Annotated in this window: 20 protein-coding genes and 1 pseudogene; 10 read left to right on the top strand and 11 right to left on the bottom strand. The window is 62.8% G+C overall.

Annotated features, from left to right (window positions below; translation table 11 throughout):
- Positions 1–4: 4 nt before the first annotated feature.
- The 5 genes from EN853_RS13295 to EN853_RS13270 form a co-directional block, all read right to left on the bottom strand.
- Positions 5–193, bottom strand: a complete 189-nt coding sequence (locus tag EN853_RS13295) for a DUF1059 domain-containing protein (RefSeq protein WP_127860224.1) — start codon at positions 191–193, stop codon at positions 5–7.
- A gap of 215 nt (positions 194–408) precedes the next feature.
- Positions 409–813 carry a hypothetical protein gene (locus EN853_RS13290; RefSeq protein ID WP_127860223.1) on the bottom strand — a complete coding sequence of 135 codons (405 nt, stop codon included), beginning with the start codon at positions 811–813 and terminating at the stop codon, positions 409–411.
- Positions 814–1,156: 343 nt separating this feature from the next.
- Complete coding sequence (locus EN853_RS13285; RefSeq protein ID WP_127860222.1) at positions 1,157–1,939, bottom strand: winged helix-turn-helix domain-containing protein; 783 nt, start codon at positions 1,937–1,939, stop codon at positions 1,157–1,159.
- A 421-nt stretch (positions 1,940–2,360) separates the two neighbouring features.
- Complete coding sequence (locus EN853_RS13275; protein WP_127860221.1) at positions 2,361–3,002, bottom strand: DUF5074 domain-containing protein; 642 nt, start codon at positions 3,000–3,002, stop codon at positions 2,361–2,363.
- Positions 3,003–3,034: 32 nt separating this feature from the next.
- Positions 3,035–4,255, bottom strand: a complete 1,221-nt coding sequence (locus EN853_RS13270) for a helix-turn-helix domain-containing protein (protein WP_127860220.1) — start codon at positions 4,253–4,255, stop codon at positions 3,035–3,037.
- 124 nt (positions 4,256–4,379) lie between these two features.
- On the opposite strand from EN853_RS13270, the gene EN853_RS13265 reads away from it, so the two are divergent.
- From EN853_RS13265 to EN853_RS13230, 8 genes and pseudogenes are all read left to right on the top strand, one after another.
- On the top strand, positions 4,380–5,129 hold the full coding sequence (locus tag EN853_RS13265; protein WP_127860219.1) for a DUF899 family protein: 750 nt from the start codon (positions 4,380–4,382) through the stop codon (positions 5,127–5,129).
- Positions 5,130–5,266: 137 nt separating this feature from the next.
- Positions 5,267–5,461 (top strand): annotated as a pseudogene (locus tag EN853_RS13260) (hypothetical protein); the annotation flags it as partial.
- Positions 5,462–6,149: 688 nt separating this feature from the next.
- Positions 6,150–8,012, top strand: a complete 1,863-nt coding sequence (locus EN853_RS13255) for a S9 family peptidase (protein ID WP_167524462.1) — start codon at positions 6,150–6,152, stop codon at positions 8,010–8,012.
- Between the two features lie 507 nt (positions 8,013–8,519).
- On the top strand, positions 8,520–9,614 hold the full coding sequence (locus tag EN853_RS13250; RefSeq protein WP_127860217.1) for a branched-chain amino acid ABC transporter substrate-binding protein: 1,095 nt from the start codon (positions 8,520–8,522) through the stop codon (positions 9,612–9,614).
- An 81-nt stretch (positions 9,615–9,695) separates the two neighbouring features.
- A complete protein-coding gene (locus EN853_RS13245; protein ID WP_127860216.1) occupies positions 9,696–12,167 on the top strand; it encodes an adenylate/guanylate cyclase domain-containing protein in 2,472 nt (823 codons plus the stop codon).
- Between the two features lie 50 nt (positions 12,168–12,217).
- Positions 12,218–12,466, top strand: coding sequence for a hypothetical protein (locus EN853_RS13240; RefSeq protein ID WP_127860215.1), 249 nt, complete (start codon positions 12,218–12,220; stop codon positions 12,464–12,466).
- 171 nt (positions 12,467–12,637) lie between these two features.
- On the top strand, positions 12,638–14,092 hold the full coding sequence (locus EN853_RS13235; protein ID WP_127860214.1) for a phospholipase D-like domain-containing protein: 1,455 nt from the start codon (positions 12,638–12,640) through the stop codon (positions 14,090–14,092).
- 24 nt (positions 14,093–14,116) lie between these two features.
- Positions 14,117–14,917: an endonuclease/exonuclease/phosphatase family protein gene (locus EN853_RS13230; protein WP_127860213.1), complete on the top strand. Its 801-nt coding sequence runs from the start codon at positions 14,117–14,119 to the stop codon at positions 14,915–14,917.
- 6 nt (positions 14,918–14,923) lie between these two features.
- On the opposite strand, the gene EN853_RS13225 is transcribed toward EN853_RS13230, so the two are convergent.
- A complete protein-coding gene (locus EN853_RS13225; protein ID WP_127860212.1) occupies positions 14,924–15,460 on the bottom strand; it encodes a quercetin 2,3-dioxygenase in 537 nt (178 codons plus the stop codon).
- A 75-nt stretch (positions 15,461–15,535) separates the two neighbouring features.
- Between EN853_RS13225 and EN853_RS13220 the strand changes: the two genes are divergently transcribed.
- Positions 15,536–16,171 (top strand): TetR/AcrR family transcriptional regulator, encoded by a 636-nt coding sequence (locus EN853_RS13220; protein ID WP_127860211.1) that lies wholly within the window; start codon positions 15,536–15,538, stop codon positions 16,169–16,171.
- On the opposite strand, the gene EN853_RS34545 is transcribed toward EN853_RS13220, so the two are convergent.
- Both EN853_RS34545 and EN853_RS34540 read right to left on the bottom strand, forming a co-directional pair.
- Positions 16,168–16,905: a tetratricopeptide repeat protein gene (locus tag EN853_RS34545; RefSeq protein WP_245516957.1), complete on the bottom strand. Its 738-nt coding sequence runs from the start codon at positions 16,903–16,905 to the stop codon at positions 16,168–16,170. The genes EN853_RS13220 and EN853_RS34545 overlap by 4 nt on opposite strands.
- Positions 16,906–17,035: 130 nt before the next feature.
- A complete protein-coding gene (locus tag EN853_RS34540) occupies positions 17,036–18,148 on the bottom strand; it encodes a BTAD domain-containing putative transcriptional regulator (RefSeq protein ID WP_245516955.1) in 1,113 nt (370 codons plus the stop codon).
- Positions 18,149–18,588: 440 nt separating this feature from the next.
- Between EN853_RS34540 and EN853_RS13210 the strand changes: the two genes are divergently transcribed.
- Entirely contained in the window at positions 18,589–19,287 is a 699-nt protein-coding gene (locus tag EN853_RS13210) for a DUF1194 domain-containing protein (RefSeq protein ID WP_245516967.1), read from the top strand.
- Positions 19,288–19,361: 74 nt separating this feature from the next.
- Here the strand turns inward: EN853_RS13210 and EN853_RS13205 are convergent, their stop codons facing one another.
- From EN853_RS13205 to EN853_RS13195, 3 genes are read right to left on the bottom strand one after another with little or no spacing between them, the layout of a single operon-like run.
- Positions 19,362–21,353 carry a glycoside hydrolase family 127 protein gene (locus EN853_RS13205; RefSeq protein WP_127860209.1) on the bottom strand — a complete coding sequence of 664 codons (1,992 nt, stop codon included), beginning with the start codon at positions 21,351–21,353 and terminating at the stop codon, positions 19,362–19,364.
- A gap of 27 nt (positions 21,354–21,380) precedes the next feature.
- Positions 21,381–22,238, bottom strand: coding sequence for a carbohydrate ABC transporter permease (locus EN853_RS13200; RefSeq protein ID WP_127860208.1), 858 nt, complete (start codon positions 22,236–22,238; stop codon positions 21,381–21,383).
- Positions 22,238–23,158 (bottom strand): sugar ABC transporter permease, encoded by a 921-nt coding sequence (locus EN853_RS13195; protein WP_127860395.1) that lies wholly within the window; start codon positions 23,156–23,158, stop codon positions 22,238–22,240. Before EN853_RS13195 ends, EN853_RS13200 begins: the two co-directional genes overlap by 1 nt.
- Positions 23,159–23,399 lie beyond the last annotated feature (241 nt).

Genomic DNA, 23,399 nt, shown 5'->3' with positions numbered 1-23,399 from the left:
GCGCCTAGCTCGCGATCATCATCGCCTGTAGCTGCTTCCGGTCCTCTTGGGACCATTGGCCAGGGTCTTCACCATGCGCGGACCTGGCGTGAAGCTCGACATGCTTCATCACCTCTTCCGCGTTCTCTGCCGTGAAGCTTCCAGGACAGGCTTCCATTCCCGGATAGTCCTTGCACCGATACGTATACGCCATCGCTGCCTCCATTTTAGTAACAACTAATGGAGCGACCAGGCGCGACCTTTGTCAATGGAATGGTGTTGGAGCCCGCTGTGCGCCGACCAAATTCTGCAACCCAAGACCCGATGACCATGAACGGGCGTCGCCTCATCCATGCACGGACCTTGTCACCCGTGGGATCGGCGAGTACGCACAACTCACCGGGACATGTGGTCGTTCGTTTCTCTGAGTCAAAGATCGGCGGCGGGCCGCTCGGGTAGGCCGGCTTTGTGTAGATTGCTCCGGAAGTGCTCGAGGTAAGCAGCATCACCATATGGCGCCAGCTTCGGACCGGTCCATTTTTCCACCGTTGCGCCGGCATCGAGTTCGAGAACGCGTTTCACGGATTTCCGAGCTTGCTGGTGGTAGCCGGCAGCAGCGAAGCTGGCCGCCTGATAGACACGCATGATGGCGCTATCCAGCGAACGAAGGCTGGCAAAGGTGGCGATAGCCTTGTCGTAGTGGCGGGTATCGAAATAGATCTGGCCCAGTTGCGAGGTGTACCATTCATAGTGGTACGGGTTGAGACGCATTGCCTTCTGTGCGTGCTCGATGCCCTGTTCCCCCGCTGCCCACATATGACAGACAAAGTCCATAGTCCGTCGTCACCTCGGCATCGTTGGGATTGCATTCGAGAGCCTTCCGGAAAGCCTCAAGCGCCACGCCATGATTTGCCGTGTACAAATGATAGCTGGCGAAGGCCCAATGGGACCAGGAATCGCCATCGTCGCAGGCAATTGCTTTGACAGCCCATTGTCGGGCCAATTCCATCGAGACGTCGTAATCATCGGCCCAGCCGAAACAGGCGTCGACCAGATGACTCAGCGCCATTTTGCTATAGGCCTTGGCAAGTGTGGGATCACATTCAATTGCCTTGGCCAGATACTCCCTGGCAAGGCTCTCTCCCTCCTTGTTGAAACGACAGGCATCAATGGCACGCTAGAGATGGTCCAGGGCGACAAAACTCTCGAGTCCGGCAGACTTGGTTCGGGCACGCCACGCCTTGCCGAGCCTGCCGCCATAACCGGACGCAAGCGTGCCGACGATGGTCCCGGTGATCTCGTCCTGGACGTCGAAGATATCGGTCAATTGCCGGTCATAGGTCTCGGTCCAAAGCTGCCGGTTGTCCGTTCCGTCGACAAGTTGGACAGAGACGCGAATGCGATCACCAGCTTTCTGAACACCTCCCTCTATGATGTAGCGAACTGAAAGTTCACGCGCGGCTTCAGCCGAGGTCACCGTCCGGTTCCGATAGGCCAGGGTCGAAAACCTGTCGATGACGAACAACTCGTGAAAGCGCCCAAGGTTGGCGACGATGTTGAGCGCCAATCCTTCGCAGAAAATGTCCTGCGCCGCATCGCCGCTCAAATTGGCGAAGGGAAGGACAGCGATTGACGGCTTGGACGGCGCAATGGCCGCTGCCGTCGCCACGAAGGGCCTGGGACCGGCATATTTGTAACCGCGACCATGGACTGTTGTGATCATCTCGGCGGAAAGCACCTTTCGGAGCGCCGAAATGTGGACCTGCAGCGTATTCTCCTCTACGGCCAGGCCGGGCCACACCGCATCGAAAAGGTCGGTCTTGCTGATCACCTCATCTGGCCGGTCGAGCAACATGGCAAGAATGTCGAAGGAACGAGTCGAAAGCTCCACCTGCCCATTCGGGCCCAGCAGCAGCCGTTCGCCTTGCTTCAAACGATAGTCGCCAAACTCCACGTCCATTGGCCAAGGACCCATCCCTGAAGGGAAGGATAATCCAAGTTGGCCCAGAAGGCGAACTTCGGGGCTATTCAGGATTCTTCAGGTCCGAGCCAAGGACCTGAGCGGGAAGCGGTGTCATTCTCACCATTACGGGAGGACACCATGGCTGACATTCCCACCACCGCTCTGACCGCCGTGCGACGCCTCGATCCGCCGCGGCTAAGCTTTCCAAAGCTTGCAATCGGCGCATGGCTCAACACTATGTCCGGTTTGATGGGCGATGCGCTCAAAATGGCCTATGTGGACCCCTACGCCAGTATTCGTCGCCAGCCGCAGGCTGTCCCGGGCGATGATCTCGAGGGCCGAGATCCCACCTGGTGGCCTGCAAACTCCAGTCAGTGCCGAACTGATGACTGGCCAGCCCGCCATTTGCCGGGGACACCTACTCCTTCGTGGCCTGCCCGGGGCGGCGCACGGCCTTGATCTTGCCGCTGCTGCCGCCGCCGCAGAAGAAGCAGCCGCCGCCATCGGATTCCAGTCCCGACACGCCGGAGGGCATTGCCACTTCCTGCAGCACGTCGCCCGTATCAGGATCGATGCGCAGCAGATCGCCCTCCTCGCCTTCCCAGGTGGCATGCCAGAGCTCGCCATCGACCCAGGTGACGCCGGTGACGACGCGTTTGGACTCGATGGTGCGGATCACCTTGCCCGTTTCGGGATCGATCTGATGGATCTTGTGCGCCCTGTATTCGCCGACCCAGAGCCAACCTTCGGCCCAGGCCATGCCTGAATCGCCGCCATTGCCCGGGGCGGGAATGGTGGCGACGATCTTGCCAGTCCTGGGGTCGACCTTGTGGATGCGGTCCTCGGCGATCTGGTAGAGGTGCTCGCCGTCGAAAGCGGTCCCGGCATGCGAGGCGACGTCGATCGATTGCACGATCGCACCGCTCTCCGGGTCAAGCGCTTTCAGCTTGTCGCCGGTGGCGAACCAGACATTCTTGCCGTCATAGGTGACGCCGTTGACGCGCTCGGCGTCAGGAAAGGGTCCATATTCGCGCAGGATCTCGGCGGCGATTCGTTTCATTTTTCGATCTCCATTCGAACAGTGGCCACAGACTAGTCGCTCGGCAGCGGCCCCGGGAGTAACAAGACGGTCGGGAATCCGGTCACCGGCGGTGTCATCCAGCGGCGCGCCCTGCCGCGGCCGACCGCCTGCACCTTGTTTGCTGTCGAAAGCTCCTCCAACGCCCGCTGCACGGTGCGGGCGCTGGCACCGAGCGCGATCGCCAGCGCCGAGCTCGACCACGACTCGCCGTCGGCCAGGAAGGCGAGCACCGCGCCATGCTCCTCCTCGACGGGCGGCGCCAGCACCACGACCTCGGCGGTACTCAGGGAGTTAAGCGCAAAGCCCGCCGCCGTTGCGTTGATTTCAGCGAGCGCGCTCAGTTCGGCGCGCAGCCGTCCCATCTCGACCCTGAGCCGCGCGCGGTGCGATTCGTCGACGTGCCTGGCCCTGAAGGCGCGCCTCAAGAGCGCCTCCCGCGACGCATCGGCCGGCCAGGCCTCGGCCAGCGTGCGCGCCAGCGCGAACAGCACCGGCCGGGTCGCCAGCGAGACCACCGTATCGGCCTGGCGCACGACGTTGCGGCAGGCATCGATGACGAGCGCGCCGGAGGCGAGCAGCGCCTCCACCTCGTCGAGCTGCAGCGGCTGCTCCAAACCCTTCGATATGAGCCGCGCGACCGGGATGTTGAGCACTCGCGATGCGCTTTCGACCTCGGCCCTCAGCGCCGGAATGTTGGCTTCATAGGCCGCGAGCGCCGCCCGGCCGAGCGCGGCGCGCGCGACCTTCGTCCTCAGACGCCTGACCGCGATGCCGGCGGCAGCGAGCTCATGCGCGACGCGCGCGACCGGCGGCAGCGGCGCCGGATCGAACCCGGCAAGCAGGCGCTCGGCCTCGTCGAGCCGGCCGATCAGGATCAGGCGGCGCGCCTCCAGGCTGCCGGCATAGGCTGCATTGACCCGGTCGCCATGCGCTTCAAGCGTCCTGCGCGCCGTTCGCAACGCCTTCTCCGGCCAGCCGAGATCGCGCGAGACAAGCGCAATCTCGGCCTCGGCGACGACGCAGCGCGCACGGGCGACAGTCTCCCTCGAACTGAAGGCGCGGGCGGCGCTCTTCAGCAGCGCCTTGGCCTTGTCGAATTCGCCGAGCTGGGCCATCGCGATGCCGCGTAGCGCCAGCGCCGGCGCGTCGTCGCGCAGCGCGACACGCTTCAGGGCGCCGAGCGGATTGCCCGCGGCAAGCGCGCGGCCGGCGGCATTGATCAGCGAGTCCATGCAATGCCCGTCTCTGGGGCCGCCGGATCAAATCGCGTCACACTTGTAACTCTCACCATCGCGCCGTCCGGTCCTATGTCTGTCCGCGTCACCCTCAACCAACCGAAGGAATGGGACAAGAGCAATGACCCAGCAAATGCAGACACCACCGGTCGTTTCGTCAGAAGCCTGGGAAGGCGCGTACGAGGAGATGCTCGTGAAGGAAAAGGCATTGACCCGCGCCCGCGACGCGCTCGCCGCGGAACGCCGTCGCATGCCATGGATGCTCGTGAAGAAGGACTATGTGTTCGACGGCCCGAACGGCAAGGCGAGCTTGCTCGACCTGTTCGAAGGCCGCCGGCAGCTCGTCGTCTACCGCGCCTTCTTCGAACCGGGCGTCTATGGCTGGCCGGAACACGCCTGCCGCGGCTGCTCGCTCGGCGCCGACATGGTCGGCAACCTCGCCCATCTCAACGCCCGCGACACCACGCTTGCCTATGTCTCGCGCGCGCCGCAGGCCGACATCCAGCGGGTGAAGCAGCGGATGGACTGGAAGATGCCCTGGTACACCATCACCGATGGCTGGGATAAGGATTTCGGCGTCGACGAATGGCATGGCCACAACGTCTTCATCCACGACGGCGACCGCATCTTCCGCACCTATTTCGTCAACAACCGCGGCGACGAGGCGTTTGGCACCGTGTGGAGCTATCTCGACGTCACACCGCTCGGCCGCCAGGAGGTGTGGGAGGATTCGCCCAAGGGCTATCCGCAAACCCAGACCTACAAGTGGTGGAACTGGCACGACAATTACGAGGAAGGCGCCACCCCCGACCAGAGATGGGTCGAGGTGTCGGACGTCGGCGAAGCGGCGTTCCGCAACAAGAACTCCTGAGCGTGAAGCGGCTCCGGCGGCGCCAGCCGCGCCGCCAGAGCCGACCTTTCCCGAGAGCCTGACCAGTTTGGAAGGTGGAGATCATGAGCATCGAGAATCCCGCCCCTCGCCCGGCCGGTCTGCACGGCTTCGGCCTCGCCGACTGGCTCTGCCTCGCCGCAGCGCCGACTTTTATGATCATGGCGCTGCTGACCGCTGCCTATGGCAGTCAGGACATGATGTGCATGTCCGGGTCCGGAGCCTCCGTGCTCAGCGGCATGGTGCCGATGTATCTTTTGATGGCGGCATTCCATCTGGCGCCGTGGCTAAGGCTGGTCGGCACGCGAGCGTGAGATTGATATTGCGGCCAATCGAATGCCGCCGACGGCTGCGTCACTCAGTTCACATACTGCGCGGGAAGCAGATCGAGGTTAATGAATGCGATTGCTAGAATGCCCGCTAATCCACCGATTGCGCATATCTGAATGTCGACTGCGTGAACCATGCAAGCGAAGCAGGCTGCGATTTGAGATCGCTCAATTTAGCACTACCTAAAATTGAAACGATAGTTTTGTTGACAACCTATGCGGAGTGTTAAAGATGCCGTCGTGCGTTCGCAATCATCTTTTCACGGCGTCAACGATACCAAGACATGACAGTTCGCCCCCCTCGAAGAAAAGTTGAGAATTCACGTCGCGTTCGGTGGCGAGAGGGGCGGCGGAAGTGGACGCAACGGCTCAGTGAAAATTCATCTCTGGGCTGCATCGCTGCAGCTGTAGGCAGTGTTGTCGGTAACACAATTGGCAGCCGCGTCGATCCCCCGTGTCGACGCCGCAGCCGGAGTGCCGATATTTCATATGCTTTGCTTTGTTTTTTTAGTATGGAATCTGTAAGATACTATATTCAATGCCTGGTATATTTATGCGCTTTCTGCGAATTATAGGATTAATCCTGATCGTTGTCGCGATTGCGGCGCTTGGCGTCACCTACTATTTCGAGCAAGAAACGGCCCCCATACATCCGTCCCTCGCAAGAGCCACTATGGCTCCGCTCGTTCCTGTGCGCGACTTCTATGCCAACACAGGCGCAGAGTGGGGCTATCAGCCGTCCCATGACGGCAGCATGATCGCCTGGTATGGCGTCGAATGGACGAAAACCGTCCTTCGCGTGAAGCGGACCGAGCAAGCCGGACCGTTTCTTACTCTTTCGGACGCGCAGGTCGACGACTTCCGGTGGCATTCCTACAAGAACGAGTTGGTCGTGCTGAGCGAGGGCCGCCTGTGGCAGATCGATCCCCTGAAGCCCAAGCGCGACAATTGGGCGGACGTCACGCCGCGCGGCTTTGTGAACTGGCGCATCGTCTCGTCACCGTCGGGACCGGATGATCGCCTGGTCGTGGCTTCCGATGATCGTAACCCGGCCTTCCTCGACCTGTACAGCGTCCGGCAGGACGGTGGCGGCAAGCAGTTACTTGAGAAGAACGAAGGCGAGACAATCGACTGGTGGCTCGATCGCCACAACGTGCCATTGATTCGAGCCGATAGGCTTGGCGATGAGGGCACGCGTTTCCTGATCCGTGACAGCGCCACCGAACCTTGGCGGATGCTGACCGAAATCAGCGCGCGCGATGATTTCACCATTCTTTATCATCCTGAAGGCGGAAAGCCCATTTACGCGCTCTCCGACCGCGGGCGCGACCGAATCGCGCTGGTGACCGTGGCTCCTCTAACAGGAGAGGAGACCATCGTCGCAGAGCATCCGAAGGTGGACGCCAAAAAAGCATTCGCGCTGGCTGAGAATGCCGCGGGCCCTGACTTTCTGACATTCGAGGACGGTTATCCCCAATATCGCACGTTTTCAAAGCTTGGCGAGGCATTCACCAAGCTTCTCCTAGATGGAGACAATCCGGTGGACTTCGATATTCTCGGGACGTCTCCGGACGGGCGGTTTGCAACGGTCGCTCGTTCGTGGCGCGAACAGTCGTTCGAGTATTTCCTCTATGACCTTGAAAACGGCAAAGCCACAAAAATTGCCGAGTACGATTTACGAAAGCACAAGGATGCCTTGGTGGAGACCAAGCCGGTATCGTTCAAAGCGCGAGATGGCCTTGATATTCCGGCCTTCCTCATACTTCCGCGCGGCGTCGAACCGAAAAACCTACCGGCGGTCGTCGTCATCCATGGTGGGCCCGCGCAGCAGGAAATCTGGGCCTACAACAATGACTACCAGTTCCTCGCTAACCGCGGCTACGCTGTTCTGGCCGTGAACTTTCGCGGCTCGACCGGCTATGGCAAGGCGTTCCGCGCGGCAGGCTACGGCGAGATCGGCAAGGCCATGCAGAACGACATCGTTGACGCGGCGAACTGGCTGGTCCGGCAAGGCATCGCCGACAAGTCCAACATGGCCGTGATGGGCGGCAGCTACGGCGGCTACTCCGCCGCTCTGGCAATGACCCGCGACCCGGGCTTGTTCAAAGCGGCGATCGTTGACTACGGCGTGATGAACATCGCCTACCAGATGCAGAACAACCCGTTTTCATGGGGCCTTCACCTCGACGAAATGAAGCGCTATTTCGGCGATCCCGGCAATGAAGCAGGTCTTGCCGAAATGCGGGAACGGTCCCCTTCGACCCACGCCGCGAATGTCCAAGGGGCCATCCTCATCACAGCCGGCAAGCAAGACCGAATAGTAGGCTTCGAGCAATCCGAGGAGTTCGAGGAGGCCCTGAAAGCCACAGGAAAAGACGTGACCGCGGTCTATTTCGATAAGGAGGGACACGGATACGACCGCTGGCAGACCAAGCTTCGACGCGCGCGCCTCATCGAAGACTTCCTCGCCAAACATCTTGGCGGTCGGTCGGGCGGCTTCGACTACACAGAGATTGCGGCAGAATATTTGAACTGACCCTGCATACCAGGCGTCTAGTTTCCCAGAGGTGACTGCGCTCTTGGACGATCCTGTTCGACAAGTTCGGCATGCACACTCAATCGTCAGAGCACGCGCTTCAAGGCCAAGGGGACCGATCTACCGCTCGCCGCCACAGATGCTGCAACCATGTTGACAGCTTGAGGTACCCCCCTACGCTACTGGCGCCTGGAAGAGTAGGATCCCTTAAAGATCTTCTGCAGTGACGCTGGTCGGCAGCTTCTGGAGAGCGAGTTTCTTAAAGCCGGCGTCCGAATTCGTGGTCTTTGCCGAAATCTACCGTACGCGGAGCGCCCACTCGGCCACTCGACCTTGGAGACGATCGGTTTCGGATGTACCGTTGTCACTTCCAGAAAATGTCTGGACTTGGCGCGCGATTACCTCAGCGAATTGCACTGCAATAACATCCGAGACACTCGCGTGTGCCGTAGGGGCTGTCGGCTCTGACTGGATTAGCGTAAGCTAATGTCAACAAGGGGTGCACGCATGCACCGTGTCATCGCCATAGCGATCGCAGTTCTCGCGGCCGTGTTCGGTTCCGCGAGGGCCGAGGTGCTGATCGGGGTCTCGTCTGCGATGACAGGACGGCTTGCCTGGATCGGCGAGCAGGGACAGCGCGGCGCCGAGATGGCGGTGGCCGACGTCAACACGGCAGGCGGCGTGCTCGGCCAGAAGGTGAGGCTCATCTCGGTCGACGATTTCTGCGATCCCGAGCAAGCGGTCGCGGCCGCCCGGAAGCTGGTGGCTGACGGGGTGGTGCTCGTCGTCGGGCATTTTTGCTCTGGGGCCTCGATCCCCGCATCAAAAGTGTACGAGGAGGCGGGCATAGTCGAAATATCCCCAGGCTCGACCAATCCGCAGCTGACCGAACAGGGCCGTGCAAATGTCTTCCGCACCATTGGCCGCGACGACGCGCAAGGCTTCATCGCCGGCAACTACCTTGCCGATCGCTGGGGCGACAAGAAGATTGCAATCCTTCACGACAATTCGACCTATGGGAAGGGTCTCGCCGACGAGACCAGGAAGCAGCTGAACAAACGGGGCGTGACCGAAGCCGTCTACGACGCATACGCGCCCGGGAAGGACGACTATTCAGCCGAGGTCGCTGCGTTGCAAACCGCCGGCGTCTCAGCCTTGTATGTGGGTGGGTATCATGCCGACGTTGCGCTGATTGCTCGCGCTGCACACGACCGTGGCTACACGGTTCAGCTCATATCCGGAGATGCCTTGGCTACCGAGGAATTCGCCCTGATCGCAGGCTCAGGGGCGGAGGGAACCTTGTTCACCTTTCCGGCGGACCCGCGGCGAAATGCCGGCGCGGCCGCGATCGTGGAGCAGTTCCGTGCGGAGAACTTCGAGCCGGCGGGCTACACGCTGTTGAGCTACTGCGCGGTCCAGGTCTGGGCCCAGGCGGTCGCGAAGGCAGGTTCGCTGGAACCGAAGGCGGTCATCGCGGCACTGCATGAACAAGAGTTCAACACCGTCATTGGCCGCGTCGATTTCGACGACAAGGGCGACCTCACGAGGCAGAGCTGGGTTTGGTACGTCTGGCGCGGCGGGGAGTACGTGCCGGTCGAATAGGGTTCGCCGAACGCCGGCGTGCCGCCTGAGACGTCTAGACTGATGCAGACCAGTGTGGATGGATCGTTCCGACTCACCGCGATGCTTGAACGCCTCGGCATACGCGGCCGGCTGCTGTTCGCCTTTTTCGGGATCAGCGCCCTTGCGGTGCTGGCAACTGCTGCGGCGCTTTATGCCTTCCTCCAAGTCGGCGACGTCGTCGACCGAATTACCACGGATCGGGTGCCATCGGCGCTGGCCTCCCTCCAACTGTCGCGCCAGGCCGAACGGGTCGCTGCTGCCGCGCCATCGGTGCTGGTGGCGACAAGCAGGGCTCAGCACGGCGAGGTCTCGGCTGCCGTCGCGCTCGAGATGTCCCGCCTCGAGGACCTGCGCACGGACCTCAGGGATGCCACACTGGGCACAGTGCCTTTGGCTGAGATCGAGGAAGCCGCGATTGTTCTGAGGCGCAACCTGAAGGAGCTCGACTCTCTGGTTATCGCCCGGCTCGATGTGGTCGCCCGCAAGGAGGAGCTCCTGAACCATCTCACCGCGACGACGACCGGAAGCCACCGTCTTCTGGCCACCGCCATCCTGGTGATGGATTCCAGGCTCCCGCAATGGCGGGCGGTCGCGACCGACACGTCGCTGTCGCCCGATCGACGCGCAGCGGCGATGGCCGACATGGTCCAGGCGATTGCCGCTTACATCCCCCAGCAGAAGGCGCTGCTGGAGATCTCGGCGGTCAACGACGCGCTGGTGAAGGCCGCGACCGCGCCAACAACGGGCGACCTGGCGTTGATCCTGTTTCCGCTGCGCCGCTCGCTTACCGCTCTGGAAACGGCTTCCTCGGAGATCGACCAAAAGCTGCAGACCCGTTTCCGGCAGCGGGTGGACGAGTTCAAAGCACTGGCCGACGGTGAGAACAGCATCCCGAAGGCACGGGAGGAGGAGCTTGCGGTCCTTGCGCAGGGCGAAAAGCTTCTGGCCGAAAACAATCGGCTGTCGCGCAGTCTCACCGCGGCCGTCGACCGTCTCGTCGCAGCAGCGGACCGCGAGATCGCCGCCTCCGGTCGCGAAGCCGCGCTCGTCCAGCGCTACGGCACCGGGGTTGTCCTTGGCTCCGCATTTCTCAGCCTGTTGAGCTCGGTTCTGGTCGTCTGGCTCTATGTCGACCGCAGCCTTCTCGCGCGTCTGGGAGCGGTGAGCCAGGGGATGCTCGCGATCGCAGGCGGCAATCTTCGTGCGCCGCTGCCGGCCGCGGGCAGCGACGAAATCGGGCGCATGGCCGAGGCGCTAAGCCTCTTCCGGGATACCGCTGTCGAGGTCGAGGAAAAGAACTTGCGCGACGTTGCAGAAGCGCGTCAGCGGCTGGTCGATGCCATCGAAAGCATTTCCGAAGGTTTCGCTCTCTATGACGGAGAGGACCGGCTTGTCCTTAGCAACAGCCGCTATCGCGAACTGCTATACGCCGGTCTGGAGGCCGAGCTAACCCCTGGCACATCATTCGAGGAGATCATTCGCCGATCCGCCGAGCGCGGCTACATCAGGGATGCCGAGGGGCGGGTCGATCAGTGGGTTGCCGAGCGCCTGTGGCGGCACAGCAACCCTGGCGAACCATGGTTGCAGCGGCGGGGCGATGGACGATGGATCATGATAAGCGAGCGGCGGATCAGCGCCGGCGGCACGGTCGCCGTCTATTCGGACATCACCGAGCTGAAGCGAAGGGAGGAGAACCTCGCCGAGAAGTCCTCAGCCCTAGAGGCGCTTTCCAGCAAGCTGGCCAAATATCTGGCGCCGCAAGTGTACAGCTCGATATTCACCGGCCGCCAAGACGTTAGAATCGCCAGCGAGCGCAAGAAGCTGACCATATGCTTCTCCGACATCGCCGGCTTTACCGAGACCACCGACAAGATGGAGTCCGAGGATCTCACCCAGCTCCTCAATCACTACCTGACGGAAATGTCGAAAATCGCGTCGGATCATGGCGCCACGATCGACAAGTACGTCGGCGACGCGATCCTGATGTTTTTCGGCGACCCTGAGACGCGCGGCATCAAGGAGGACGCGCTGGCTTGCGTACAGATGGCGCTTGCCATGCAAAAGCGGATCGGCGAGCTCACCGAAGTCTGGCGGGACATGGGGATCGAAACGCCGCTGCGCTGTCGCATCGGCATCCATACCGACTACTGCACCGTCGGCAACTTCGGCAGCGAGGACCGGATGGACTACACGATAATCGGCGGCGCCGTGAATCTCGCCTCGCGCCTGGAGCAGGAGGCGGCACCGGGAGCCATCCTCATTTCCTACGAGACGTTTGCGCAAGTGAAGGACACGATCCATTGTGAGGAGATGGGGCACGTCCAGGTCAAGGGGATCGCCTATCCCGTCGCCACTTACCGCGTCATCGATCTGAAGGCCAATCTAGCGGGTGCCTGTCGCGCCGTTCGAACCGAGCTGCCGCACTTCAGGCTGGAACTTGAACCGGAGCTGATGTCCGCCGACGAGCGTGGCGGTGCCGCCACTGCGCTTCGAGATGCGCTGGATCGGCTTTCCCACAAGCCCGGGCAGTAGGGCTTGGGTTCGCTTCCTGGCCGATCGCAGACGAAGGAGGAGAAGAGCAAATGTCCGTGGACGCGGAACCGAGAAATGTCGACGCCGAATATGCGATTGAGTACCTCCAGGAACATCCGGAAGCCGGGCTTTGCTGCGAGGATCGTCGCTGCTGGATCACGCCGAACGCAAACGAGACCGAGCAGCGGATCCTGCTTCTTGAAGTGGCTGAGGCTGACCGGCTCAAAGATGACCCTCGCCTTCGACTCGTGTCCGGAATCGCTCATGCGGGACGGTCGCTCTGGGTCGTTGGAGAATGACATAATTGCGTGGCGTCGGCGTTTGCGATTGAGGGAGGGTGCATCATGATACCAGCAATGCCTGTGAGTTGTTCCAACCCTTGTTCCGGACGAAAACCGCCACGACTCTCTCCCGGATCGCGCTGACCTGGCGCATTGCCTTCCGCGGCGGCTCGCACAATAGTCGGGCCGATGTTGCAGGCAATTGCGAGTCACTGGTCTACGCTTATCCTCGCCCTCTCCCTGGCGATGGCTGCCGTCGGCATCGTCCATGCCATCATGACGAAGGAGGACGTGCGCGCCGCCACCGGCTGGGTCGGCGTGATGATCTTGTCGCCCTTCCTCGGCGCGATCATCTACGCCATCGCCGGCATCAACCGCATCCGCCGCGCGACGATCAGCGCCATGCGGCCCGCGGCCAGCGAGGCCGCCGAGGCAAGGCGCGACGTCGCCATGGAGGCGTTGATCGACACCCAATACGGCCAGCGCTTCATCGGGCTGAAGACGCTCGGCGACAGGGTGGCGCGGCGACCGCTGACATCGGGAAACACGATCGCCGTGCTCAAGACCGGCGACGAGGCCTATGCGGCGATGTGCCGGGCGATCGACGGCGCGCAGAAAAGCGTGCTTCTCGAGACCTATATTTTCGACAATGACGTCGTCGGACAGATGTTCGTCCACTCGCTCTCCGGCGCGGTCAAACGCGGCGCCACCGTCCGCGTGCTGATCGACGCCGTCGGCGTGCGCTATTCCGTGCCCAGCATCCTGCATCAGCTCAAGGAAGCCAACGTCGCCGTCGACCTCTTCAACGGCAAAATCGTCATGGGCTTGAGACTTCCCTATGCCAATCTCAGGACCCACAGGAAGATACTGGTCGTCGACGGCGCGGTGGCGTTCACGGGCGGCATGAACATCCGCAAGGGATTTTCCGCCGAATTCGCCGGCGCCGACAGCTCCAGGGACACGCATTTCGAGGTGACCGGGCCGGTGGTGGCCGACCTGTTCTCGGTCGCCGCCGAGGACTGGCGCTTCGCCGGCAACGAGGCGCTGAAGGATGACATCTGGCAAGTCGAGCGCGCCGTGCCGCCGCCTGGACAGCCGATGCTGGTCAGGGCCGTGGCGACAGGGCCGGATGCCTCGAACGAGACCAACTTGAAGCTGCTGATGGGAGCCTTTTCGGTCGCCCGCAAATCGATCCGCATCATGTCGCCCTATTTTTTGCCGGACCGCGAGTTTATCAGCGCGCTGACAACGGCCGGCCGGCGCGGTGTCGAAATCGACATCGTGGTGCCGGCGGTGAACAACCTTTTCCTTGTCGACCACGCGATGACGGCGCAGTTCGACCAGGTGCTGAAGAATTATTGCCGCGTCTGGCGCCACGAAGGCCCGTTCGACCATTCCAAGCTGATGGCCGTCGACGGCGTATGGGCCTATGTCGGCTCATCAAACCTCGACGCCCGGTCGCTGCGGCTGAACTTCGAGATCGACATGGAGATCCTGGATGCAACCTTCGCCGCCGACATCGACGCCCGCATCGGCGCCGCGATCGCTTCCGCCCAACCGGTAACGCTGCAGACGCTGAAGGCCCGGCCGTTTGTCATTCGTGTCTTCGACCGATTGCTGTGGCTGGGATCGCCCTATCTATAGACGACGAACACGAGCAGCAGGCATATGGACAGAAACGGACGCAGCCTTCCGGAGACCGTGCTCCTGTCGATCCGCGGCAGAAAAGCACGCAAGGCGATCTCGACGCCGCGCAAGCGGATTGAAGGCGCCGAGATGGTGGTCGCCTCTTACAATGTCCACAAATGCATAGGCGTCGATAGGAAGTTCGACCCCGAGCGGACCGCGCGCGTCATCCGTGAAATCAGCCCTGACGTGATCGCACTGCAGGAGGCGGACAACCGCTTCGGCGACCGCGCCGGCCTGCTCGACCTCAACCGCCTCGAAATGGAAACCGGGCTGGTGCCGGTGCCGGTCGCCGGAAACGGCAAGGCCCATGGCTGGCGCGGCAACGTGCTTCTGTTCAAGCGCGGCACCGTGCGCGACGTCCACCAGATCAAGCTGCCGGGCCTGGAGCCGCGCGGGGCGCTGGTCGCCGAGATCGATCTCGACGAGCACCGGGCGCTGCGCGTGATCGCGGCGCATCTCGGGCTGTTGCGCCGCTCGCGCTCGGAACAGGCCCGTGTGGTGCTCGATATCATGAGCAGCGCCGATGAAAGGCCGACGCTCTTGCTCGGCGACCTCAACGAATGGCGCCTCGGCAACCGCTCGGCGCTCAATACGCTGCACTCGACCTTCGGCCACACGCCGCCCGCGGTGCCCACCTTTCCGTCAGGTCTGCCGGTGCTCGCGCTCGACCGGATCATGGGCAACCGGCACGGCATGGTCTCAGCCGTGGAGGCGCATGACACGCCGCTGTCGCGGGTCGCCTCCGATCATCTGCCGCTCACGGCTTACGTGCATTTGTAGCGAGGGCTAAGCCCTGGCGATAGCAGCGGTTGCGGGAAGCTGGCCCGTCGGCGCCATCGGCGGCCCGACGATTTCGGCCTCATAGCGCACGCTCACACGCGTCAACCCTTCGATGTCCGGCGGGCTCGCGGGCGGCAGCCCTTCCGCCTCCGCCGGTCGTCCGCCGTCGATGAAAACGCCCTCGCCGCCGCCCGGCGTCAGCAACGTCAGCATGCGCGCAGGCTTGTCCCCCTCGACCACGAAAGTGTGGGGAACGTTTCTCGGCAGGAATACGAACGAGCCCGCGGTAGCCCGAAAGGTGCGATCGCCGCATTTCATCGTCAATTCTCCCTCCAGCACATAGAAGGACTCGTCCTCGCGATGATGGACGTGCAGGGGCGGCGAAAAGCCCGGCGCGATGAGAGATTCCAGCAGGCCGAAACCGCCACCCGTGTTTTCGGCGGTAGCCTTGACCGTCATACGGTTCCTCAAAAACCAGATTGCGTCTCCCTCGCCCGGCCCCAAGAAACAGGCCGCATCGGCGGCATGGCTCGAAACTGTCATGGAAATCCTCCTAAACCCGAATGGCGTTAAATTGCACTCTTGTGCAATTAGTGCACTTCGGTATACATAGCTTGCATGAATGTCAATCCACGCCTCCGCACTGCACAGAAGCGTCGCACGCGAAAGGCAATCGTCGATGCGGCGATCGCGCTGCTCGCCAGCGGCAAGACACCGACCGTCAACGACGTGGCCGCGGCGGCCGACGTCTCGCGACGAACCGTCTATCTCTACTTTCCGAGCTTCGATCAGCTGCTGCTCGATGCAACCGTCGGTGCGCTCAGCCAGGCGTCGGTCGATCGCGCCATCGAGCAGGCGAGCGACGACGGCGAGGCGCGCGTGGAGCATCTGGTCCGCGCGCTGCATCATGTCAGCCCCGAGGTCGAGCGGCTCGGGCGTTCGCTGATCCGGCTGACCGTCGACACGAATGGCGCGCCGACCGAGGAAGGCGTGCCGCGTCGCGGCTATCGCCGGATCGAATGGATCGAGCAGGCGTTGTCGCCCTTCCGGGACCGGCTGGACCCGGAGCGCTGGAGCCAGCTCGTGCGGGCGCTGGCCATGGTGATCGGCTGGGAGGCGCTGATCGTCCAGCGCGACGTCTGCGGCCTCAGCGGGGCGGAGGGCGAGGACCTGTCGGTGTGGGCGGCAAACGCGCTTGTGCGGGCTGCGCTTGAGGATGAGCGGCGTGCTGGCCCCGCGGCATCACGGGGCTAGGAATTCGGTAGGCCGGCTCTCGACAGCATCTCAAGGAAGCGCGCGTGATGGTCGTCCTTCACGTAGCGCGGCAGAAGGCCGGGGCAGACATTGCCCATATTGAGATGGGGAAGCTGCGACAGGCAATGATGGATGGCGCGAGAGGCTTCTTCGCGGTTTCCGGTTGCTGAAGCGGTCGCCGCCCAATAGAGCGCGCCGCGGACGAAGCCCGGCTTTGTCCTCACCACCCTGCGAGCGACTTCGAGCGCCCTGCGATCGTCGGCGCCGGCAAACAGCGCGACAGCCAAGCCGTGGTGGCGCCAGAAGTCGATGACGTCGTGCGCGCCGAGCCGGATCGCTTCATTGGCCTCGCGCACCGCCTCGCTCACCTGGCCGCAAAGGCCGTAGAGCTCGCCAAGATCGCCGTGGCCGCTCGGATAGCTCGGGTTGAGGCTGACTGCGTGACGGCATTCGACAATCGCCTCGTCAGGCCGGCCATCACACAAATAGGCAAATGACAGGATGCAGCGGGCAATCTCATCGTCCGGCACTGCCCTCACCGCGTCTTCGGCAAGCTGAATCGCGCCCTCGACATGCTCCCGCGTTCCAGGCAACGAACCGAATGCAATCCCCATGCTCACCGCGATGGAGAGCGTCCGTTTTGCCCGAGCATTTTCGGGTGCAATCGAAAGAGCCTTCTCGGCAAGCTCCTTCGATACCAACAGCGAGTCCCTGGTCATCTCGAAGTACTTCATCAGAGCTTCATTCACCAATCTGCGCACCTCGGGAGCGCCCGGCGGGCTCTTGTCGCGAACTTTCCAGTTGGTCAGTTGAAGCTCAAGGCTCACTGCCAGCACAACCGACCGCGCAATCCTGTCCTGGAACTCAAGCGCGTTCTCCGGATAGCCGTCGAATTTCTGGGCCCAGACATTGTGACCGCCAGCGGGCGTCGACGAGCTGGATATTCACCCTGAGTTGGTCCCCGGATCTCTGGATGCTGCCGTTGAGCGTATAACGCGCCCGCAGGCCTCCCATGCTCCGGGGGTCCTCGCCATTTTTCTCGACGGGCGCGAGCGCCGAGAGGACGACGTAGTCGGCCACCTCGGAAAGAGCCGTCGTAATGTCATGGACGAGCCCCTTGGCGAAAAAGTCGTCGCCGCGCTCTCCCGTCAGATTGACGATGTCGGCGACGCTGATGGATGGACGCCCCTGGCGCTGACCGGCAGGAACACCATTTGCGGACTGCAGAGTTGATGGGAATTCGGCAGCAGAAAGCAGGGATTGCCAAAGCGCCCGCGTCTCGGAACTGACGTCGACACCGAACTCCTTCTTCAAGACGCTCCTGCAACTCTCGAACGTTCGTAACGCTTTGTCCCGCTGGCCGCAGGCAACGAGAAGTTCCATCTTCAACCGATAAGACTCCTCTCGCGTCGGCTCCATGGCCAGAATTCGATCGGCCACGGCCAGTCCGCCTTCGGCATCCACGAGACGTGCGAGTTTCTCCATCGACCCGAGCGCGCGGCTGAGCAGCCTTTCGCGTTCCGATGCCGCCCAATCATCGAAAGCATTGCTCCCCACGTAAAAGCCATCGAGAAAAGGCCCGGTATAAAGCGCCAGAGCGGTTTCAAGTTCCGAAGCGGAACGGGCCGACAGGCCCGCTTCGAAGTCCTCTACGTCGACCCGCACCGCGTCCGCCCTGAGGCCGATCAGGTCCTTGCGTGAGTGGATGATATCCGCTCCCGCTCGCGACAGATCCCGGCGTAGGACGCTGAGCGTTTGCCTCAGACTGTTGCGCGAGTGTTCGCCATCGCTGTCGCCCCATAGAAGGTCAGCCAGCCTTTCGCGCGGCGACGTCATACCCGGGCAGCGGGCCAGGTAGGCTAGGATTGCAGGACCGCGCTTTCCGGTCAGCCAGACAGAACCGCCAGCTTCCTCTTCTATCCGGAAACCGCCGAAGAGTGAGATTCTACAGGCAGCGACGCTATCCGCGTTTCGCATTTGCTTGGAGCTTCCCTCGTGACGAAATTCTAACTCAAAACTAACGGTGCGGAAACTCTGAAGCCGCGCACCCAAGCGCTGCCGTAACGATATATCGATTAGACTTCTCTGAATTAGTGACCGCTGAACCTGTAGCAAGTTTGCGGCCGGGGGGTGCGGCGAACGCTTCCGACACGGTAGGCCGTGCCTTTGCGGCGCACCGGCGGCTGGCGGACACGCGCCAACCCAGTTCACGGGGAGGCGTTCCATGACCCTTGCCGGTATCGCCCTAGCGCTCGCCTGCCAGCCGAAGCCGGCATTTCATCGAGACGGAGGTTGGCATGGTCGAATGTCTTCATGGTCGATTGGGCTCCCGGCTTGATGACTTGCTGAGACTGGCGGCGCTCGCCGCAGCAGCGTTTTGGGCGCCGGCCGCGCATACCGCCGACGTCGATGTCGCGATGCTGAATGTCGACGTCGCGGTCGTCTTCGCCGTGGACTTCTCCTCCTCGATCGACCCCAAGATCGCCGACCTCCAGCGCGAGGGCCATGCGGCTGCGCTCACCTCGCCCGAGATAATCAGGGCCATCTCCCAGAATTACCTCGGTTGCATCGGCGTGACCTACTTCGAATGGTCCAGTCCCGGCTACTCACGCACGGTGCTGCCGTGGACGCGTGTCTGCGGCCTGGAAGACGCCGAAGCAGCAGCGTCGGTGATCAGGAAGAACGGCGACACCGGCTATTTCCGTCGAGGCCGCGGCGGAACATCGGTTTCGGCGGCCATCGATGTCGGAAGTCTTCTGCTCGACCGGTTCCCGGGAAATGCGATGAAGAAGGTGATCGACATCTCTTCGAATGGCGAGAACAACGACGGGCTCCCCGTTCAGCCGAGCAGGCTGAACGCCATCGCCAAAGGATACACGATCAACGCGATCGCAATTCCGGCGGACGAGGACCCCAAGCAACCGCTGGCATCCTACTTTGCCCGGTCCGTGATCGGCGGTTCCCGGGCGTTCGTGATGTCGCCGAAGGGCCCGCGCGATTACGTCACTGCCCTTCGCCGCAAGCTGGTGACAGAAGTCAGCATGAACTTCGATGCACATATCGGAGCAACAGCCGCAGCAGCGCTCCTCTCACCGATGGTTGCCGATATTCGTTAGGCCTGCGCGGCCGCATTTGATCAGGACTTGCCGCTGCTGGCTGCATCGCGCACGACGCGATGCAGCCTCGGCGTTCAGCCTTCCCGCAACCACACCAGCATCTCGCCGGGGTCACGATTGTCCCATGCGAAATACGGGACCGCCTTGAGGTTCGTCTCCTGCGTGGCCGGCGGCTCGGAACGGTAGAGATCGCTGCCCCAATTTTCCGCTTCTGCCCGCTCGCCGATGGCCGAGAGGGTGACGATGCCGCCGAGCAGGTTCGGCTCGGGATGCGCCTCGAGCCTGGCCGTGCGCGGCAAGGCGATGCGGTGCAGCCCAGCGCCATTGTCGGTTTCCTCGACGCAGTAGATCAGCGGGCCGCGCGCCAGCGCCACGCGGCCGATGTCCTGGCGAACCTGCGGATTGGCGAAGACGCGGGCCATCGACATTTCGAGATCGAGCTCGACCCGGTCGCCCTGGCGCCATTCGCGCCGGATCGCGGCGTAGCCGTCGCTCGTCACCGTGTCGAGATCGACCATCTTGCCGTTCACCTTGAGTGCCGCCCTGCGGCACCAGGCCGGCACGCGCAGGTAAAGCGTGAATTCAACAGGCACCTCGGCCTCGATACCGATCGCGACGGCGCCGTCCCAAGGGTAGTTGCTGGTCTGGACGAGGGTCACCTGACGGCCGGCGATCTCGAAGCGAGCGGTCGAGTCGCCATAAAGATGCACGGCCAGCGCATCGTCGGCGAGGCCATAGAAATAGCTGCCGATCGACGCCACCATGCGGCCGATATTGGGCGGGCAGCACGGGCAGCGGTGCCACTTCCAGCGATGATGCCCGCCCCGGCTCTCCAGCGGATTCTCGTAGAAGAACAGCGAGCCGTCGAGCGACAGGCCCGAGATTGAGCCGTTGTAGAGGGATCGCTCCATCATGTCGGCGTAGCGCGCGTTCGGCCCCATGCCGAGCATGCGGCTTGCCCAGAACACCAGGCCGACGGAAGCGCAGGTTTCGGCATAAGCGGTCTCGTTGGGCAGGTCGTAGTCGCTGGTGAAGCCTTCGTTGTGCGCCGACGGGCCGATGCCGCCGGTGACGTAGAGGCTTTTGGTCGTCAGATCGTCCCACAGCCGGTCGAGCGCTGAGCGCAGGCTGTCGTCGCCATATTCGGTGGCGATATCGGCCATGCCGGAGAAGAGATACATCGCCCTCACCGCGTGGCCGACAACCTTGTCCTGCTCGCGCACCGGCTTGTGCGACTGGTTATACTCGTAGGTCTTGAAGTGATAGGCCTTCGGGTCGGCGCCGCGGGCGCGCGCCTCCTCATCGAAATAATGCGGCTGCTGGCCGCGCTGGTCGATGAAATACTTCGCCAGATCCATGTACTTCTTCTCGCCTGTCGCCCGAGCGAGCTTGACCAGCGCCAGCTCGATCTCCTCATGGCCGCAATAGCCTTTCCTTTTGCCGGGCTCGGGACCGAACATCGAGGCGATGTGGTCGGCGTAGCGGCACATGATGTCGAGCAGCTTGCGTTTTCCCGTCGCCTGAAAGTAGGCGACGGCGCCCTCGATGAGATGCCCGGCGCAATAGAGCTCGTGGCAGTCGCGCAGGTTCGTCCAGCGCAGGCCGGGCTGGATGCGCTGGTACCAGCTCGAAAGGTAGCCGTCAGGCTGCTGCAGCTTGCCGTACATGTCGATGACCGCGTCGATCTTCCTTTCCAGCTCCGGATTGCGGCGGCGGTAGAGCGAATAGGCGGCGGTCTCGATGGTCTTGCCCCAGTCGGAATCCCAGAACATCTGCGTCGTCACCGTCGAGCCGGTGAACTCGGCGCCCTGGGCGTCCGCCTCGTCGGGCGACGGCGAGTGGAACGGGATGACGACGCCGGGCGACGGCCGGTCCGGATCGATCTGCTCCAGCATGCGCGCCTCGACGCAGCGGTCGTAGAGGATGCCGGCGGTCCTGGCGGCAACGGCGTCGACACGGTCGCCCCAGAAGCCGCGGACATCGACCTGCGGCACTGGCAAGGGCCGGAAGGCGAGCTTCGCGGATGTCTTCGCCTTGGCCGAGGCGGCGGGCTGCGATGCGGTCATGAGGTCACTCCATTCGAATGCGGGAAATCATTTGACGGCTCCGGCCATGAGGCCGCGGATGTAGAAGCGCTGCAGTGCCAGGAAGAGGATCAGGCAGGGCACCATCATCACCGTCACGCCCGCCTGCACGGCGCCCCAGTCGATGGCGCCGAAGCGGCCGGACTGGAGCGCGGTCATCATCACCGGCAGGGTGAATTTCGACTGGTCAGTCATCAGCACGAGCGCGGCCAGGAACTCGTTCCAGGCGCCGAGGAAGGCGAACAGCGCGATGGTGACGACGCCCGGCCAGACCAGCGGCAGCATCACCTTGACCAGCATGGTGACGTTGTTGGCACCGTCCATGCGCGCGGCCTCCTCGATCTCGCGCGGCACGGCGTCGAAGGCGTTGCGCATCATGAAGATCGAGAAAGGCAGCTGCAGCGTGACGTAGACGCAGACGAGCCCCGTCAGCGTGTTGTGGAGGCCGAGCCTTGTCAGCACCAGGAAGATCGGCGTCAGGATCGACTGGAAGGGGATCATGATCGTCGACAGGATGAGGACGAAGAAGAAATCCCGGAACGGAAAGCGGAAGCGCGAGAAGCCGTAGCCGGCAAGCACGCTGACCAGCACCGACAGGATCACGGTCATCGCCGAGACATAGATGCTGTTCTGCGCCGAGGCCCAGAGCCCGTCGCCGAATGTGTTCAGCGTCTGGTAGTTCTCGATCGAGAAGCCGGTGGTCGGCCAGGGCGGCAGCGGCGGCTGGCGCGCCTCCTGCGCCGGCTTGAAGGTCGAAAGCACCGTCCAGACGATCGGCGCCAGGAACAGCACCGAGGCGATCATGCCGGTGGAATGCCTGGCCAGATTGAAGGCGGCCTTGCGGTTCTGCGACATCGCCTCGGCCATCAGTCGAGCCCTTCCGGCTTGCGCAGCAGCCAGAGCTGGATGAGGCTGAGCGCCACCAGGATGACCAGGAGCACCATGGAAAGTGCCGCGCCGTAGCCCAGCTTGAAGGACACGAAGGACTGGTTGAAGATCCAGTAGACGGCCGTCAGCGTTTGGTTGCGCGGGCCGCCGCGCAGGATGATGTAGAACTGGTCGAAGGCGAGGATCGAGCCCGCGACCGACAGGATCAGCGCTAGCGCCAGCGTGCGGCGCATCAGCGGCAGGGTGATTGCCCTGAACCTTGCGAACGGGCCGGCGCCATCGATGACGGCGGCCTCCTGCAGGTCCTGCGGGATCGACTGCAGGCCGGTCATCAGGATGATCATGGTGAAGCCGGCGACCTTCCACACCACCATGGCGATGATCGACCAGAAGGCCGGCTGGAAGGTGGCGAGCAGATTGACCTTCTTCTCGGTCAGGCCGAGGTCGAAGGCGGCCGGGCTGAACAGGCCGGAATCGACATTCAAGAGCCATGACCAGAGCAGGCTCGCGGAAGCAAAGCCGACCACCGCCGGCATGAAGAAGGCGGTGCGGTAGAGATTGGTCAGCGGGCGCGGCCGCTCAATGAAGATCGCCAGCGGAAAGGCGACGGCGAAGATCGCGATGGTGACGATCACCGTGTAATAGGCGGTGAATTTGAGCGCGTTCCAGAAGCGGGTGTCGCGCAGGATGGCAAAGTAGTTGTCGAGCCCGATGAAGGTGTGCTCGCCCATCAGCGGCCAGTTGTGCAGCGACATCCGCGCCGTCATGCCGAGCGGAATGACGAAGAAGACGGTGACGAGGGCCACCGCCGGCAGGACATAGAGCAGACCCACCCATTGCCGGCGGCTGACGCCGAGGCGTGTCCGGGCGCGGGCGGGGGCGGCGGTGATGGCGGTCATGGCTTTGCTCCCCCTTCTCCCCTTGTGGGAGAAGGTGGATCGGCGCGCAGCGCCGAGACGGATGAGGGGTGTTCTAGGGAACACCAGCGTCTCACTCCGCTGGAACACCCCTTGTATCTGCACGAACAGAGATTTGTGCGAGAAGAGCGACTGAGCCTCGAACCGGACGGCCATCCGATTCGAGGCTTGGCGAAGTCGCCCGAAACCCCTTCGGTTACAACCGTGGATGAGCCTGGGATCT

The organism is Mesorhizobium sp. M1C.F.Ca.ET.210.01.1.1 (genome assembly GCF_004791585.1).
In the GTDB taxonomy this organism is placed as follows: Bacteria; Pseudomonadota; Alphaproteobacteria; order Rhizobiales; family Rhizobiaceae; genus Mesorhizobium.
The sequence above is the reverse complement of the archived record's forward strand: the minus strand, read 5'-3'. Positions and strand labels throughout refer to the sequence as shown.